Source organism: Streptomyces sp. NPDC004609 (genome assembly GCF_042873655.1).
In the GTDB taxonomy this organism is placed as follows: domain Bacteria; phylum Actinomycetota; class Actinomycetes; order Streptomycetales; family Streptomycetaceae; genus Streptomyces.
Map to the genome: position 1 here is coordinate 46,126 of NZ_JBIALS010000026.1, position 15,858 is coordinate 61,983.

A 15,858-nucleotide genomic window follows, 5' to 3' on the forward strand; every position below is an offset into this window, starting at 1 on the left:
GCGTGCGGGCCGTTGTCGAGCGGGTCGTTCACTTGCCGGGGGCCTTTCTTGCTCCGCGTGCGTCCGGGTCGCCATCGGTGAAGCGTGCCGTCAGCGCCGCGCCGTGCGCGGGGAGGTCCTCCGCCTCGGCGAGCGTGACCACGTGGGGGGTCGCCTCGGCGAGGGCTTCACGGGTGTAGTCCACGATGTGGATGCCGCGCAGGAAGGACTGGACGGACAGCCCCGAGGAGTGGCAGGCGCAGCCGCCGGTCGGCAGTACGTGGTTGGAGCCCGCGAGATAGTCGCCGAGGGACACCGGGGACCAGGGCCCGACGAAGACCGCGCCCGCGTTCCGCACCCGGGCGGCCACGGCGGCGGCGTCGGCGGTCTGGATCTCCAGGTGCTCGGCGCCGTACGCGTCGACGACCCGCAGCCCCTCCTCGATCCCGTCGACGAGGACGATCGCGGACTGCTTGCCGGACAGCGCGGGCACGATCCGGTCCTCGATGTGGCGGGTGGCCGCGATCTGCGGCTCCAGTTCCTTGTCGACGGCGTCCGCCAGCTCCACGGAGTCGGTGACGAGGACGGCCGCGGCCATCGGGTCGTGCTCGGCCTGGCTGATGAGGTCGGCGGCGACGTGCACCGGGTCGGCGGTGGAGTCGGCGAGGACCGCGATCTCGGTCGGTCCGGCCTCGGTGTCGATGCCGATCCGGCCGGTGAAGTAACGCTTGGCGGCGGCGACCCAGATGTTGCCGGGGCCGGTGACCATGTTGGCGGGCGGGCAGCCGTCGGGGCCCGCTGTGCCGTACGCGAACATCGCGACGGCCTGGGCGCCGCCGGCCGCGTACACCTCGTCGACGCCGAGGAGCGCGCAGGCGGCGAGGATCGTCGGGTGCGGGAGACCGCCGAAGTCCTTCTGCGGCGGGGAGGCCAGCGCGATGGAGGTGACGCCCGCCTCCTGCGCCGGGACCGCGTTCATGATCACGGAGGAGGGGTAGACGGACCGGCCGCCCGGCGCGTAGAGACCGACGCGCTCGACGGGGACCCACTTCTCGGTGACCGTGCCGCCGGGGACGACCTCGGTGGTGTGCTCGGCGCGGCGCTGGGCGCGGTGCACGATCCGGGCCCGGCGGATGGACTCCTCCAGGGCGGCCCTGACCGCGGGGTCCAGTCGCTCCAGGGCGTCCTTGATTGCGGCGGCGGGCACCCGGACCCGCTCCAGGGTGACGCCGTCGAACCTGCGCGCGTACTCGATCAGCGCCTCGGTGCCGCGATGGTGCACGTCCTCGCAGATGGGCCGCACCTTCTCCAGGGCGGCTTCCACGTCGAACTCGGCACGGGGCAGCAGGTCGCGCAGAGCGGCGCCCTCGGGGAGGGCGTCGCCGCGCAGATCGATTCGGGAGATCACACCGACAATTCTCTCAGACCCGGATCCGCGACCGCCCCCCGTATCACTGGCTGATACGCCGAACAGGGCCCCACGCAGGTCCGATGACCACTAGCGTTCACTCCGTCACTCAGCGGGAAGAACACCCGTACGAGTCGTTGCAGACGTCAAGGAAATGTCGAGGAAACGGGGGAAACGGCAGTGCCCGAGCCGTCGGACGACGGACCTCCGGACGGGCTGAGCCCGGCCGAGCAGCGCATGTGGAACGCCTTCAGGAACGGGAGCACGCTCGATCTCAGCGATCCCGATCCGCTGCGGAACGATCCGTTCTCGGCCCTCCCCTGGGGCCCCGAGCGCAGAGTCCGCTCCTCCGTCGTCGCCCGGCTGCTGCTGAGCGGTCCCGCGCCCCGGCCGGGCCGGGTCGCCGCGCTGAAACTGCGCGGGGTGCAGCTGACCGGCACCCTCAAGCTCGCGGGCGGCAGCGTCGCGCCGTACGTGGAGCTGAACGCCTGCCGCTTCGACAGCGAGATCCTGATGCCGGAGGCGCATGTCACCACCGTGCGCATGGTGAGCTGCGCGATCCCGAAGCTGGAGGCGGCCCGGCTGCGCACCGAGGGCGATCTGCATCTGCCGCGCTGCCGGGTCGAGCACGGGATCCGGCTGACCGACGCCCAGATCGGCACCGATCTGCTAATCAACCAGATCCATGTCCGGCCGGACCGCCGGGGCCGGGCCATCGCCGCCGACGGCATGTCCGTCGCGCAGGATTTACAGGCCGAACTGATCCAGACGTACGGGGAGTTCAGCCTGCGCGGCGCGAAGGTCGGGGTCTCCCTCAGCCTGCGCGGCAGCAAGCTGCGGGGCACCCCCGAACGCCGGGCGCTCAACGCACCCCAGCTCACGGTGGAACGAACGCTCTACATGACCGGCGCGTGGGTGAGCGAAACCACGGGCAACCAGGGAGCCACTCCCCCCTTCGGCGTCCTCCAGGGCACGGGCACCGTGCAGCGCACCCGCCTTCAGCCGTTCGAGTGCTACGGAGGGGTGCGCCTCGACGACGGGCGGTTCGGGGACGCGGTGGACCTCCAGCGGGCGCGTTTTGTCCTCAGCGCCCGTGAGGAGCTGTCGCTGCGCCGGATAGTGACCCCCGAGCTGCGCTTCAACGCCGAGCGCCCCGAGGAGGGGCGGGTCGTGCTCAACGGCGCGAAGGTCGTCACCCTGATCGACCTCCCCACCAGCTGGCCGGGTCCCGGCGGGCTCGCGATGAGCGGGTTCGTGTACGAGAACCTGGTGCCGTACGAGGCGTTTCCGCTGAACCGGCGGCTGGAGTGGGTCGCATCGGCGACCCCGGAGTACTCCCCGGAGCCGTACGAACGGCTGGCGACCGTGCTGCGCAACAGCGGCGAGGACGCGGACGCGCGCGAAGTGCTCCTCGCCAAGCAGCGCCGCCGCCGGGAGACGCTGCCGCTGGCCGCGAAGCTCTGGGGACACATCCAGGACGTGACGGTGGCGTACGGCTACCGCCCGGGCCGGGCGGCCCTGTGGATGGCGATCCTGTGGGCGGCGGGGGCGCTGGCGTTCGCGCAGGTGGAGCCCGCCCCGCTCAAGAAGGAGGAGTATCCGGAGTGGAACCCTCCGCTGTACGCGCTGGATCTGCTGATCCCGGTGATCAATCTCGGCCAGGACGGCTACTGGCGGCTGGAGGGCCACTGGCAGTGGGCGGCGGCGGGGCTGGTCCTGATGGGGTGGATCCTGGCGACGACGGTGGCGGCGGGGGCGTCGCGGCTGCTGAGGCGAGGCTGAGCGCGGCGCCCGGACGCGTACGGAACCGGGCCGGGGGCTCGGGGCCCGTCGGCCCCGCCGTACGGAACCGGGGGCGGGATTCCGGGCCCGACCGTACAGATCGGGACGCGGGGGTCCGGGCCCGGGGGTCCCGGGGCGGTGCACGGAGCTCTGTGACGGGAGGGACGGGCGGTGCTGGACTGGCCCCTGCGACCGGGTCATCACACAAAGGACCTCTTTCTTTACGTTCTCTTGGCCTGAGCCAGGACAACCATTCCGCCGCTACCAAAGCTTCACAGCGATTCCCTGGCGCGGCTCCGACCTGCGGTTTTCAATGGTCCGCACCATGTCATTGCTACGTGCTCTCATGCGCACCGCACGCATGATCCGCCCCGAGCCACAGCCCGGCGACGCCTCGTGGGGGCTGACGCCCGACGAGGCGGTCCTCCTCGACGCGCCCGACGAGCGGATGGCGCCCACCCTGGTGGCCGCGGCGCTCGGGGAGTGGGAACCGGCCGCGAAAATGCTGGCGGGCACCCGCGGCGCGGCCGAGTGGGAGAGCCGGGACCGCTACGTCGCGCGGCTCGCCTCCTTCGCGTACTCCCGTGACGACTGGCTGACGCACTGGCTCACGGCGGTGCCCCGCGACCCGGACGCCCTGGTCGTCAAGGCCGAGCTGGAGGTCCGCAGGGCGTGGGCCTCCCCCGCGCGCGCCGAGCGGCTGCGGGAGATCGGCCCGCTGATCGACGCGGCGGCGGAGGGCGCACCCGCCGACCCCGTGCCCTGGCGGATCGCGCTGGACCACGCGCGCGGCACCCATGCCACGCACACCGCCTTCGAGTCGCTGTGGGAGCAGGCGGTCCGCCGTTCCTCGCATCACTACGGCTGCCATGTCGCGGCCCTGCGCTATCTGTCCGCCCAGTGGTACGGCTCGCACCGCGAGTGCTTCGACTTCGCCGAGAAGGCGGCGGCGGACGCGCTGCCCGGCTCGCTGATCCAGGCCCTGCCGGTCCGGGCGGCGTTCGCGCGGCTGCTGAGCGGTGACAGCGCCTCCGCGCGGAGCACCTCCGTCCAGGACGACCGCATCGACGCGGCGGCCGATCTCGCGATCCGGCTCTCCGCCGACTACGCCCCGGGCGACCCCTGGCCCGCCGAGGTACGGAATCTGACGGCGTCCGTCCTGGTCGGACGCGGGCGCTGGGAGGCGGCGCTGGAGCAGTTCCGGCTGATCGGGCCGTACGCGACCTCGTTCCCGTGGACGTATTTCTCCGACGATCCGCTCGGCCGCTTCCTCGTCGTACGGGACGGCGTACGGCTCCGGCTGGCGTCCAGGACGCCTCCGCGGACCCGGGCCGGACGAAGCGGGGCCGGGGACCATTAGGCTTGTCCGTTGTGACCACCGCACGACTCCCGCTCTTTCCGCTGAACTCGGTGCTGTTCCCGGGGCTCGTCCTGCCTCTGAACGTCTTCGAGGAGCGCTATCGCGCCATGATGCGCGAGCTGTTGAAGACGGACGAGTCCGAGCCGCGCCGGTTCGCGGTGGTCGCCATCCGCGACGGCCACGAGGTCGCGCCGACCGCACCCGGCCTGCCGGACCGGACCGCGCAGCCCGAGCGCGGGGCCGCGGCGGGCTTCGGCGACGATCCGGTCCGGGCGTTCCACGCGGTGGGGTGCATCGCGGACGCGGCGACGATCCGGGAGCGTGAGGACGGCAGCTTCGAGGTGCTCGCCACCGGCACGACCCGGGTCAGACTGGTCTCCGTCGACGCGAGCGGGCCCTTCCTGACGGCCGAGCTGGAGGAACTGGCCGAGGAGACCGGCGAGGGCGCGGGGGCGCTGGCCGAGGGGGTCCTGCGGGCGTTCCGCAGCTACCAGAAGCGGCTGGCGGGCGCGCGGGAGCGGTCGCTGTCGTCGGGCGCGGATCTGCCGGACGAGCCCTCGGTGGTGTCGTATCTGGTCGCGGCGGCGGCGGTCCTCGACACCCCCGCGAAGCAGCGGCTGCTGGAGGCCGAGAGCACGGCGGCGCGGCTGCGCGAGGAACTGACCCTGCTGCGGGCGGAGACCGCGGTGATCCGGCACCTGCCGTCGCTGCCCGCGATCGATCTCACCCGGGCGCCGACGAGCCCCAACTGACGTACGGCGGAACAGGAGCCTGTGGAGTGGCGAAGAAGGCCAGGAAGGCCGCGGGGGGCACCCCGGCGACGGTGGCGCTGACGGCGGCGGGCACCGAGTTCACGGTGCACGCCTACGAACACGACCCGTCGTCGGCGTCGTACGGCGAGGAGGCCGCGGAGGCGCTCGGCGTCCCGCCCGGCCGGGTCTTCAAGACCCTCGTCGCCGATGTGGACGGCGAACTCACCGTCGCGGTGGTGCCGGTGGCGGGCCAGCTGGATCTCAAGGCGCTGGCGTCGGCGGTGGGCGGCAAGCGGGCGGCGATGGCGGATCCGGCGGCGGCGGAGCGCACCACGGGATACGTCCGGGGCGGTATCTCCCCCCTCGGCCAGCGCAAGCGCCTGCGCACGGTCCTGGACGCGTCGGCCGCGGACCACGCCACGATCTGCGTCTCGGCGGGACGCCGGGGGCTGGAGGTCGAGCTCTCGCCCTCGGACCTGGCGGAGCTGACCTCGGCGGTGCTGGCGCCGATCGGTCGCGCATAGGGGGTCGACGGGTGGCCGTTCCTCGGCTACGACCGTAGGACGGATGTCCCGAGGGAAGGACCTGCCGCCATGTCCAAACGCACCCGCAAGCGCAAGTGGCGCACCCGAAAGGCCAACCACGGCCGCCGCCCGGCCTGATCCTGGCCTCGCCCGCCGTCCGGGGCGGCGGGCGTCCCGGGGCCGGACGTCCCCCTGGTGCGCGCGCCCTTCCCGGGCCCGGCTCCTTGCGGGGCTCCGCCCCGGACCCCGCTCCTCAAACGCCGGAGGGGCTGCTATCACCCACCCGGCACCCCGGCCACGCCAGGCAACAGGGGCCACCCAGCCCACCGCCGACGCACGGCAAATCCAGCCCCGCCGGCGATTGAGGCGCGGGGCCCGGGGCAGAGCCCCGCAGGCGACCCGAACCCACCAAGCACCCGCACACCAGGCACCCCGGCGCAGGGGCCACCGAGGGCCGCCTCGGAACTAGCGCGGCGGCGGCGCGTCCCAGTCCGGGAGCGGGGACGGGTCGCGCGGGCCGAAGAGCGCCGTCAGCAACAGATGACCCACCATCGCCGCGAGGGGCCACGCCAGCAGCACCCCGTACGCCTTCATCTTCAGGGGCGCGTCGAACGGCACGCCCTCCCCCACCTGCTTCGCATGGGCGACCACATCGCTCGTGGGCCCGAACCACATCCCCGTACGCCAGGCCAGCAGCGAGCCGAGCAGCCCGCCGAGGGCGAGGGCGGCCACCAGGACGACGCCGCCCCGGCGGCGGAACCAGAAGACACCCGCCGCGGTGATCACCCCGAACACCATGCCCAGCAGAGCAAACGTTCCGTCCGAGCCGATCGACTCTTCACCCTCCGTGTCCGTGAGGAACACCGCCTCGCCGTCGGAGATCAGCGGCACCTTGGGCGCCAGCCACTGCCACAGCAGGCCCAGCGCGATCCCGAGGAGCGCCACGGCCACCACCACGATCACACCGTCCCGCAGGTCGGCCCGGAGACCGGGGCCACCGCCGTCCGCGGGGGCGCCGGGAACGTCACCCGTGTAGTGCCCGTGCGGCGGTACGGGGCCGTTCGGCGGCGCCTGCCAGGGGTTGCCGTCCGGAGAACGGTGCGGCTGGTGGGGGGGTGTCAGCGGTGCGGTCACTACGCCATCGTGCCAGGCGTGTCGCGACCTCGCCTCATCGGACCGCAGCCCGCCGATACGCCCAGGTGGCGATCGTCAGCGACACGACACCCACCACCGCGCAGACCGCCAGGTCAAAGCCGACGACCGCCCAGTCGGGGTGGGGGGCGAAGGTCCGGGCGAGGGCCTCGACGCCATAGGTGGAGGGCAGCAGATCGCGCGCGTACGAGAGCGGCTCCGGCAGCCGTGCGGCCGGCAGCACCCCCAGCAGCAGCGCGGCGGACATGCCCAACTGTCCGAGCAGCGTGGCGAGTTCCTGACGCGGCGCGAGGAGCCCCAGCGCCGCGCCGAGCCCGGCGAGCGCCGCCCCGGAGAGGGGGATCACGGCGACGAGCACCCACAGATGCGTCAGCGGCAGCTGGAAGAGCACACTACCGGTGACGGCCGTGACGACCGTGCCGGGCACGGTGAAGGACGCGTACGCCCCGGCCGCGCCGAGGACCACCGCCGCGGGCGGCACCGGCAGCGTCGCGTAGTGGTCGAGACCGCCGCTCCCCCGGAGCTGGCCGAAGTACTGGGCGAGCAGATTGAGCGCGACGAAGGCGACGACCAGCACCGCGGAACCCGCGACGACGGCCCTCGCCTCCGCGCCGCCGTCGACGACCCCCCGCATCAGGACCATGATCCCGACCGACTGGAACGTCGCCACGAAGAGCAGCGGAATCCGGGCGACCCGCGCCCGCGACAACTGCGCGCGGTACACGGCACCGAGCGCCGGCAGCAGGCGTGCCCTCGGTGCGAGAGGCGCGGCGGCAACCAACGCCGCGCCGTGATCCCTGATCTGTGTCCGCCCGGACACCGCCTCCGCGGGCACGATGCTCACGCTTTGACCAGCCCCTTCGTCGCGTTCCCCCCGAGCGCCAAGTACACGTCCTCCAGGCTGGGCGTCGCCAGCGTGAAGTCATCGAGCGCCGCGAAGGCGGCCCCGCCCGTCACCGCGGCGACCGCCGCGCGCGCCTCGTCCGGCGCGAGCCTGAGGACCCAGCGGCGGCCGGACTCCTCGGCGAAGGCGCGCAGCGCGGCGACCTCGGGCACCTCCAGCGGCGCGCGTTCGCGCCACACCAGCTCGACCCGGACCTCGCCGGCGATCCGCTCCTTGAGCCCGGTGGGGGTGTCGCAGGCGATGACACGCCCCCGTTCGAGCACGGCGACCCGGTCGAGCACGGTCTCCGCCTCGATGACGTTGTGGGTGACGAGGACGACGGTCGTCCCGCGCTCGGCACGGCGCCGGTCGACCGCCGCCCAGACGGCACGGCGGGCGACGGGGTCCATTCCGGTGGTGGGTTCGTCGAGCACGAGCAGCGGGCGCTCCCCCACGAGGGTCGCGGCGAGACAGGCCAGCCGCCGCTGTCCGCCGGACAGCTTCTTCAGGGCGCGCCCGGCCAGCCCGGTCAGTCCCAGTTCCTCCAGTACGGCGTCCCGTTCGGCGCGCGCGTCCCGGGTGGTCATCCCGCGCAGCCGCCCGGTGGTCTCGGCGGCGAGGGCGACGGTCAGCTCGTCGAGGGCCGTGGACTCCTGCCCGAGGTAGCCGATGAGCCGCGCGGCGCGCTCCGGGTGGCGTACGAGATCGTGGCCGAGCACTTCCACGCCGCCCGCGTCGGGCCGCATCAGTCCGGTCAACTGGCGTACGAGGGTGGACTTGCCGGCGCCGTTGGGGCCGAGGAGTCCGAAGATCTCGCCACCCTCGACCTCCAGGCTGATGCCGTCGGTGGCGCGCACCTCGGGAGTGGCCGGAACCCCTCGGCGGGCGCGCGCGGCAGGGTACGTCTTCACCAGCCGCCGCACCACGCACACCGTACTCACGAGGTACGAGGGTACGGGGTCGCTCACCCCGCGCCCCGCCCGGGGCGCCCTACCGGGACCGCCTACTCCCCGGCCGGGGCGTGTTCCGCCGCCGCCCGGACGTCGATCTCGCGCCAGAATCCGGCCCGGATCGCATAGCGGTCGTGCTCGTCGATCTGGTCGTCCTTGTGGGCGAGGAGTCCGAAACGTGCCGCGTAGCGCAGCAGTTCCCCGTCGATGCGGTGCGGGATGCGCGGGTACATCGTGGACAGCTTCTGGACATGGCCGTTCTCCGGCAGCCGTTCCATCCAGCGGCGGGCGAAGACCTGTCCGACCTCGAAGGGGTCGCCGCCGACGGTGGTGATGTCCTCCTCGCGGTCGGCCCAGCGCTGCTCGGCGCTGGTGAGCTGGGCGAGGGTGGGCAGGGACGCGGTCTCGGGCGGCTCGCCGAGCGCGCCCGTGCCGGGGCGCTCGATCCAGCCCTTGTCCGACGACCAGCGCAGGGTGGCGCCGGCAGGGTGCTGCTGGGGGTGCGAGGGGTGCGGGCCGGGCGCGCGCAGGCCCGCGAGGTCCTTGGGGGTGGGCACGCCCTTGGCGGACGCGGGCGCGGGTCCGGGCGCGGCACCGTTCGGCGCGGGCGCGGGCTCTGCTCCGTTGCGCGCGGTCTCGGCGGCCCGCTCCTGGGAGGCGGCGAGCGCGGACTCGGGCAGCGGGGCGGAGAGGATCGCCGCGATCTCGGGGCGCGGCACGGGCGGCGGGGCGCAGACTCCCCCGAGGTCCTTGGCCCGTACGGCACGGGTGATCCAGGCGCGGTCGAGGACCCGGCGCTCGTCGGCCTCGGCGACGAGGTCCTCGGACTGGTTGTAGTCGCCGTCGGCGGCCTGGACGGCCCAGAGGTGGACGGCGACGCCGTGTTCCTTGGCGGACATCAGTCCCGGCAGCAGATCGCCGTCCCCGGTCACCAGCACCACATCGGAGCAGGCGCGGTTTCTGGCCAGCTCGGTCAGTTCGGCGTGCATCGCCGCGTCGACGCCCTTCTGCGCCCAGCGGCCGTCGCTGCGGGTCAGCGCGCCGAGCCGGACGGTCACCCGGGGCATCACCCGCAGCCTGCGGTGCTCGGGCTGCGGGACGCGGTCGGGGGCGCCGTCGAACCAGTAGATACGGAGCAGTGGGCGTTCCGTGTCGCCCTCGGCGAGTTCCCGCAGGCCCTGGATGAGGGAGGTGTGGTCGACGGTGATCCGGGAACGCGCCGGTTCCCCGGCGAGCAGGCTCGCGGCGGCGCCCAGGAGATAGCCGGCGTCCACCAGGACAACGCAGCGGTCCACGCGCTCCACCCTCTTTCGGAAAACTTCGGGTTTCTCGATGCTGTCGGGTCTGTCTGGTCTGTCGGGATCTTCTTCGGGATCGTGAGGTCGCCCCGGCGACGATTCGGCGGAAGCCGCACCCGCGGGGGCGGGCCGGAGCGGGGACTGTTCCGGCTTTCCTTCGAGTCTGCCCGACCTCGTGAGGGTTAACGGCCGGAACTCGATCATCGGCGTGGCGAAAGCCTTATTCAGGCCCTTGACAAGGGGCCTTTACCCACTGCAATGATCCAAAATGCGACACATCGTCCCATATGTGAATCTGGTCGCGGCCCTGGCCCCTAGACCCTCGATGGAGGCACCCCATGGCCAAGAACAAGAATCGCAAGGGCAGCCAGCAGGCACGCGCGCCCCGGGCGGAGCGCGGCACCGAGCAGGCGAAGTCCACCGCCTATGAGTCCCAGGCCCGCCCGCAGTCGCAGGCCCAGGGCAGTCCGGCGGATGTTGCCCGTAAGCACCAGCGGCGCTTCGGCCACAACTGATCGCGCCGTACGACTGATCCGCACGTACGACCGCGGAAGGGGCGCGCCCGTGACGACGGGAGCGCCCCTTCCGTACGCGGGGACGGGCTCAGCCGGCCAGACAGGACGGCCCGAGCAGCACCTTCAGATCGCCGAACAGCGCGGGGTCGGGCTGCACGCGGTGGCGGTCGAGCCGCAGCACGGTGGTGGTCCGGGGGCCCTGGAGCCGGATCCGCACCTCGGTATTGCCCTTGTGGTGGCTGAGGATCTCCCCGAGCCTGCTGACCATCGGCGGGGTCACCTTCACCGTGGGGATGGTCACGACCACCGGGGCGTTGGTACCCGCGGACGAGAGGTCGGGAACCATCAGCTCCATGGCCACCAGCCGGGGCACGTCCTCGCGCTTGTCGAGCCGGCCCTTGACGAAGACGACGGTGTCCTCGACGAGCTGGGTGGAGACCAGCTGATACGTCGCGGGGAAGAACATGCACTCGATGGAACCGGCCAGATCCTCCACGGTGGCGATCGCCCAGGCGTTGCCCTGCTTGGTCATCTTGCGCTGGAGGCCGGAGATGATGCCGCCGATGGTGACCACCGCGCCGTCCGTGTGCTCACCGCCGGTGAGCTGGGAGATCGACGCGTCGGACTTGTCGGAGAGGACGTGCTCCAGGCCGAAGAGCGGATGGTCGGAGACATAGAGGCCGAGCATCTCGCGCTCCTGCGCGAGCAGATACGACTTGTCCCACTCCAGGTCCGAGAACTCGACGTCGAGCCCGAAGCCCGGCTCGTCGCCGGCCTCGTCGCCCATCCCGCCGAAGAGGTCGAACTGCCCCTCGGCCTCCTTGCGCTTGACCGCCACCACATTGTCGATCATGGGTTCGTGGTGGGCGACGAGCCCCTTGCGGGTGTGCCCCATCTCGTCGAAGGCGCCCGCCTTGATCAGCGACTCGACGGTCCGCTTGTTGCAGACGACGGCCTCGACCTTGTCGAGGAAGTCGGGGAAGGAGGAGTACTTCCCCTTCGCCTTGCGGCTGCGGATGATCGAGTCCACGACGTTCGTCCCGACGTTACGGACGGCGGAGAGGCCGAAGAGAATGACGTCGTCGCCCTGCGCGGCGAAGTTCGACTCGGATTCATTGACATTGGGCGGCAGGACCTTGATGCCCATACGGCGGCACTCGTTGAGATAGACCGCCGACTTGTCCTTGTCGTCCTTGACCGAGGTCAGCAGGGCCGCCATGTACTCGGCGGGGTAATTCGCCTTCAAATAGGCGGTCCAGTAGGTGACCAGGCCGTACGCGGAGGAGTGCGCCTTGTTGAAGGCGTATCCGGCGAAGGGGACCAGGACGTCCCACAGGGACTGGATGGCCTCGTCCGAGTAGTTGTTCTTGCGGGCGCCGGACTGGAAGATGGTGAAATTCTTCGCCAGTTCCTCGGGCTTTTTCTTGCCCATGACGCGGCGGAGGATATCGGCTTCACCCAGCGAGTATCCGGCGATGATCTGGGCGGCCTTCTGCACCTGCTCCTGATAGACGATCAGGCCGTAGGTGATGTCCAGGACTTCCCTGAGCGGTTCCTCCAGCTCGGGGTGGATCGGGGTGATCTCCTGCTGCTTGTTCTTCCGCAGGGCGTAGTTCGTATGGGAGTTCATTCCCATCGGGCCCGGACGGTACAGGGCCGATACGGCGGAAATGTCCTCGAAGTTGTCGGGCTTCATCAGCCGCAGCAGCGACCGCATCGGCCCGCCGTCGAACTGGAAGACGCCGAGGGTGTCGCCGCGGCAGAGCAGTTCGTAGGTCTTGGGGTCGTCGAGGGGGAGCGAGAGGAGGTCCAGCTCGACGCCGTTGTTCGCCTTCACCATCTTGACGGCGTCGTCCATGATGGTGAGGTTGCGCAGGCCGAGGAAGTCCATCTTCAGCAGGCCGAGCGACTCGCACTGCGGGTAGTCCCACTGGGTGATGGTGACGCCGTCGGTGTGGCGGACCCAGACCGGGGCGTGGTCGACGATCGGCTCGCTGGACATGATCACGCCGGCCGCGTGGACGCCCATCTGGCGGACCAGGCCCTCGACGCCCTTGGCGGTGTCGATGACCTTCTTCACATCCGGCTCGTTCTCGTACATCGCCCGGATCTCCCCCGCCTCGCTGTAGCGGGGGTGCGAGGGGTCGGTGATGCCGGAGAGGTCGATGCCCTTGCCCAGCACGTCGGCGGGCATGGCCTTGGTGAGCCGGTCGCCCATCGCGTACGGGTAGCCCAGGACACGCGCGGAGTCCTTGATGGCGTTCTTCGCCTTGATCTTTCCGTAGGTGCCGATCATGGCGACCTTGTCGGCGCCGTACTTCTCGGTCACGTACCGGATCACCTCGACGCGCCTGCGCTCGTCGAAGTCGATGTCGACGTCGGGCATGGAGACACGCTCGGGATTGAGGAAGCGCTCGAAGATCAGCCCGTGCTCGATCGGGTCGAGGTCGGTGATCCCCATCGCGTACGCCACGATCGAGCCGGCCGCCGAACCCCGGCCGGGGCCCACCGCGATGCCGTTGCTTTTCGCCCACATGATGAAGTCGGCGACCACGAGGAAGTAACCGGGGAAGCCCATCTGGATGATGACGTCCATCTCGTACTCCGCCTGCTTCTGGCGGTCCTCGGGGACGCCTCCCGGGAAACGGCGGTTCATGCCGACCCGGACCTCTTCCTGGAACCAGGTGACCTCGGTGTAGCCCTCGGGGATGTCGAACTTGGGCATGAGGTCGCGCTTTTCGAACATGCCCGTGATGTCGACCATCTCGGCGATGAGGCGGGTGTTGGCGCACCCCTCCTGCCAGGCGTCCGAGGAGTCGATCGCGTACATCTCGTCCGTGGACTTCAGGTAATAGCCGGTGCCGTCGAACTTGAGGCGGTTCGTGTCGGAGAGGTTCTTGCCGGTCTGGATGCACATGAGGGCGTCGTGCGCGGTCGCCTCGTGCGCGTACGTGTAGTGCGAGTCGTTGGTGACCAGCGGCGGGATGCCGAGCTTCTTGCCGACCCGGAGGAGGTCCTCGCGGACCTTGCGCTCGATGTCGATGCCGTGGTCCATCAGCTCCAGGAAGTACCGGTCCTTGCCGAAGATGTCCTGGTAGTCGGCAGCCGCCTTCAGCGCCTCGTCGAACTGGCCGAGCCGCAGCCGGGTCTGCAGCTCACCCGACGGGCAGCCGGTGGAGGCGACGATCCCCTCGGACCACTGGGAGATCGACTCCTTGTCCATCCGGGGCCACTTCTGCAGCCAGCCCTCGGCGTACGCGTCCGAGGAGAGCCGGAAGAGGTTGTGCAGGCCCGTCCTGTCCACGGCCCACATCGTCGCGTGGGTGTAGCCACCGGAGCCGGAGACGTCGTCCCGCTTCTGATGCGGCTGGCCCCACTGGACCTTGCGCTTGTGCCGCCGCGACCCGGGCGCGATATACGCCTCGATGCCGATGATCGGGGTGATCCCGGCATTCTTCGCCGTGTGGAAGAAGTCGTACGCCCCGTGCAGGTTGCCGTGGTCGGACATGGCGATGTGCGTCATGCCCATCTCATTGCAGACATTGAACATGTCCTTCAGCCGCGCCGCGCCGTCCAGCAGCGAGTACTGGGTGTGCACATGCAGATGTGTGAAGGGCGGCTTGGTCACGGCGGGGGCCTCCGGGGAACGGGCGGTGACGGGCAGCGGACTGTCTGGGGGGACAGCCCCGAAGTCTACGACTCCCCACCGACAGACACGGGGGCACTCATCGGTACGGTCGAGCGTTGGAGGGGGCGGAAGCACCCTCGCCCGGCCACCGGCCGGGTCCCTCGTTCCGCCCTGCACCAGGAGGCACCCAGCGATGCCGGTACCGCACCCCGCCGAGGTCTCGGCCGACGAGCGCGGCGAGCAGATTCTCGCCGTTTTCCAGGCCGCCTTCGGTGAGCTCCTGGCCGCCGACCCGGCCGCGTTCCGGGTCAAGTTCCGGAAGATGGCGGCCTCGGCGTTCGCCTTCTACCGGGGTACGGCCTGCCTGTTCTACGGGGACCTGGAGCAGGAGCACGCCGGGCGTGGCGACCGGGCGATCCGCGGCGGACCGTATCTGGACGAGCGCACCAGCAGGGTGTGGATCCACGGCGATCTCCACGCCGAGAACTTCGGCACGTACATGGACGCCAACGGCCGGCTGATCTTCAATGTCAACGACTTCGACGAGGCCTATGTCGGCCCCTTCACCTGGGACCTGAAGCGGCTCGCGGCCTCGCTGGCGCTGATCGGCTACACCAAGGCGTTCAGCGACGAGCAGATCAGCGACCTGGTGCGGATCTACGCGGCAGCCTACCGCGAGCGCATCCACGATCTGGCCGCGGGCGCCAAGCACGAGGAGGTGCCGCCCTTCACCCTGGACACCGCCGAGGGCCCCCTGCTGGACGCCCTGCGCGACGCGCGCTCGCTCACCCGGTTCTCGCTGCTGGACTCGATGACCGAGATCCGCGACTTCGAGCGCCGTTTCGCCTCGGGCGGCGGCGCGGTGGAGCTGGACGCGGCGACCCGGTACAAGGTGCTGGCGGCCTTCGACGGATATCTGGAGACGCTGCCCGAGTCCAGCCTGACCAGGCCCGACTCGTACCGGGTGAAGGACGTCGTCGGCCGGCGCGGTATCGGCATCGGCTCCGCGGGACTGCCCTCGTACAACATCCTGCTGGAGGGCAACAGCGACGCCCTGGAGAACGACGTCGTGATCTATATGAAGCAGGCGCAGACCCCCGCAGTCTCCCGCCACATCGACGATCCGGCCGTGCGGGGTTACTTCCACCACGAGGGGCACCGCACGGTGATCTCGCAGCGCGCCCTCCAGGACCACGCCGATCCGTGGCTGGGCTGGGCCGAGCTGGACGGCGCCGGTCAGCTGGTGGCCGAGGTCTCTCCGTACGCGGTGGACCTGGACTGGTCGGACATCGACGACCCGACGGAGATCGCGGCGGTCGTCGCGGACCTCGGCCGGGCGACCGCCACCATGCACGGCGCCGCGGACGACGAGAGCGGCCACTCCCTCGTGCCGTTCTCCACGGAGCGCGCCATCGACGCGGCGATCGCGGCGGACGGCGACGACGGCGAGGGCTTCGCGGATCTGCTGGTGGACTTCGCGCACGGCTACGGCGCCCGGGCGCGGATCGACCACCAGATCTTCGTGGACCTGTTCCGCAACGGCCGGATACCGGGCCTGTAGGCCCCGGTCCGCACGGAGCAGCGGGCCCTTAAGGCTCCTCTCAGGGAGCCATGGCACACTCGCAGA

General features: G+C 71.1%; 12 protein-coding genes. 6 read left to right on the forward strand and 6 right to left on the reverse strand.

Annotated elements, in window-relative coordinates; translation table 11 throughout:
• Window positions 1–28: 28 nt before the first annotated feature.
• Window positions 29–1,387 (reverse strand): histidinol dehydrogenase, encoded by a 1,359-nt coding sequence (gene hisD, locus ACFYT4_RS24290; protein ID WP_389272708.1) that lies wholly within the window; start codon window positions 1,385–1,387, stop codon window positions 29–31.
• A gap of 237 nt (window positions 1,388–1,624) precedes the next feature.
• Between hisD and ACFYT4_RS24295 the strand changes: the two genes are divergently transcribed.
• The 4 genes from ACFYT4_RS24295 (at window position 1,625) to ybaK (ending at window position 5,805) form a co-directional block, all read left to right on the forward strand.
• The gene (locus tag ACFYT4_RS24295; protein ID WP_389272906.1) at window positions 1,625–3,169 is read left to right on the forward strand and encodes an oxidoreductase; all 1,545 of its coding nucleotides are present in this window, start codon (window positions 1,625–1,627) and stop codon (window positions 3,167–3,169) included.
• Between the two features lie 313 nt (window positions 3,170–3,482).
• Window positions 3,483–4,529, forward strand: a complete 1,047-nt coding sequence (locus ACFYT4_RS24300) for a hypothetical protein (protein WP_389272711.1) — start codon at window positions 3,483–3,485, stop codon at window positions 4,527–4,529.
• Window positions 4,530–4,540: 11 nt separating this feature from the next.
• Complete coding sequence (locus tag ACFYT4_RS24305) at window positions 4,541–5,281, forward strand: LON peptidase substrate-binding domain-containing protein (protein ID WP_389272714.1); 741 nt, start codon at window positions 4,541–4,543, stop codon at window positions 5,279–5,281.
• Between the two features lie 26 nt (window positions 5,282–5,307).
• A complete protein-coding gene (gene ybaK, locus ACFYT4_RS24310; RefSeq protein WP_389272717.1) occupies window positions 5,308–5,805 on the forward strand; it encodes a Cys-tRNA(Pro) deacylase in 498 nt (165 codons plus the stop codon).
• A gap of 465 nt (window positions 5,806–6,270) precedes the next feature.
• Here ybaK and ACFYT4_RS24315 read toward each other — a convergent pair whose 3' ends face one another.
• From ACFYT4_RS24315 to ACFYT4_RS24330, 4 genes are all read right to left on the reverse strand, one after another.
• Window positions 6,271–6,939, reverse strand: a complete 669-nt coding sequence (locus tag ACFYT4_RS24315) for an ABC transporter permease (protein ID WP_389272720.1) — start codon at window positions 6,937–6,939, stop codon at window positions 6,271–6,273.
• A 34-nt stretch (window positions 6,940–6,973) separates the two neighbouring features.
• Window positions 6,974–7,801, reverse strand: coding sequence for an ABC transporter permease (locus tag ACFYT4_RS24320; protein ID WP_389272723.1), 828 nt, complete (start codon window positions 7,799–7,801; stop codon window positions 6,974–6,976).
• A complete protein-coding gene (locus ACFYT4_RS24325; RefSeq protein ID WP_389272909.1) occupies window positions 7,798–8,772 on the reverse strand; it encodes an ABC transporter ATP-binding protein in 975 nt (324 codons plus the stop codon). Before ACFYT4_RS24325 ends, ACFYT4_RS24320 begins: the two co-directional genes overlap by 4 nt.
• Before the next feature lie 71 nt (window positions 8,773–8,843).
• Window positions 8,844–10,094, reverse strand: coding sequence for an NYN domain-containing protein (locus ACFYT4_RS24330; RefSeq protein WP_389272726.1), 1,251 nt, complete (start codon window positions 10,092–10,094; stop codon window positions 8,844–8,846).
• A 332-nt stretch (window positions 10,095–10,426) separates the two neighbouring features.
• On the opposite strand from ACFYT4_RS24330, the gene ACFYT4_RS24335 reads away from it, so the two are divergent.
• On the forward strand, window positions 10,427–10,603 hold the full coding sequence (locus tag ACFYT4_RS24335; RefSeq protein ID WP_389272728.1) for a hypothetical protein: 177 nt from the start codon (window positions 10,427–10,429) through the stop codon (window positions 10,601–10,603).
• A gap of 88 nt (window positions 10,604–10,691) precedes the next feature.
• Here ACFYT4_RS24335 and dnaE read toward each other — a convergent pair whose 3' ends face one another.
• Window positions 10,692–14,231 carry a DNA polymerase III subunit alpha gene (dnaE, locus tag ACFYT4_RS24340; protein ID WP_389272731.1) on the reverse strand — a complete coding sequence of 1,180 codons (3,540 nt, stop codon included), beginning with the start codon at window positions 14,229–14,231 and terminating at the stop codon, window positions 10,692–10,694.
• Between the two features lie 193 nt (window positions 14,232–14,424).
• Between dnaE and ACFYT4_RS24345 the strand changes: the two genes are divergently transcribed.
• The gene (locus ACFYT4_RS24345; RefSeq protein WP_389272734.1) at window positions 14,425–15,792 is read left to right on the forward strand and encodes a DUF2252 domain-containing protein; all 1,368 of its coding nucleotides are present in this window, start codon (window positions 14,425–14,427) and stop codon (window positions 15,790–15,792) included.
• Window positions 15,793–15,858: the final 66 nt, after the last annotated feature.

Coding starts and splice junctions, on each gene's coding strand:
- ACFYT4_RS24335 (WP_389272728.1), top strand. CDS start 10,427: ATGGCCAAGAACAAGAATCGCAAGGGCAGCCAGCAGGCACGCGCGCCC.
- ACFYT4_RS24345 (WP_389272734.1), top strand. CDS start 14,425: ATGCCGGTACCGCACCCCGCCGAGGTCTCGGCCGACGAGCGCGGCGAG.
- ACFYT4_RS24300 (WP_389272711.1), top strand. CDS start 3,483: ATGGTCCGCACCATGTCATTGCTACGTGCTCTCATGCGCACCGCACGC.
- ACFYT4_RS24295 (WP_389272906.1), top strand. CDS start 1,625: ATGTGGAACGCCTTCAGGAACGGGAGCACGCTCGATCTCAGCGATCCC.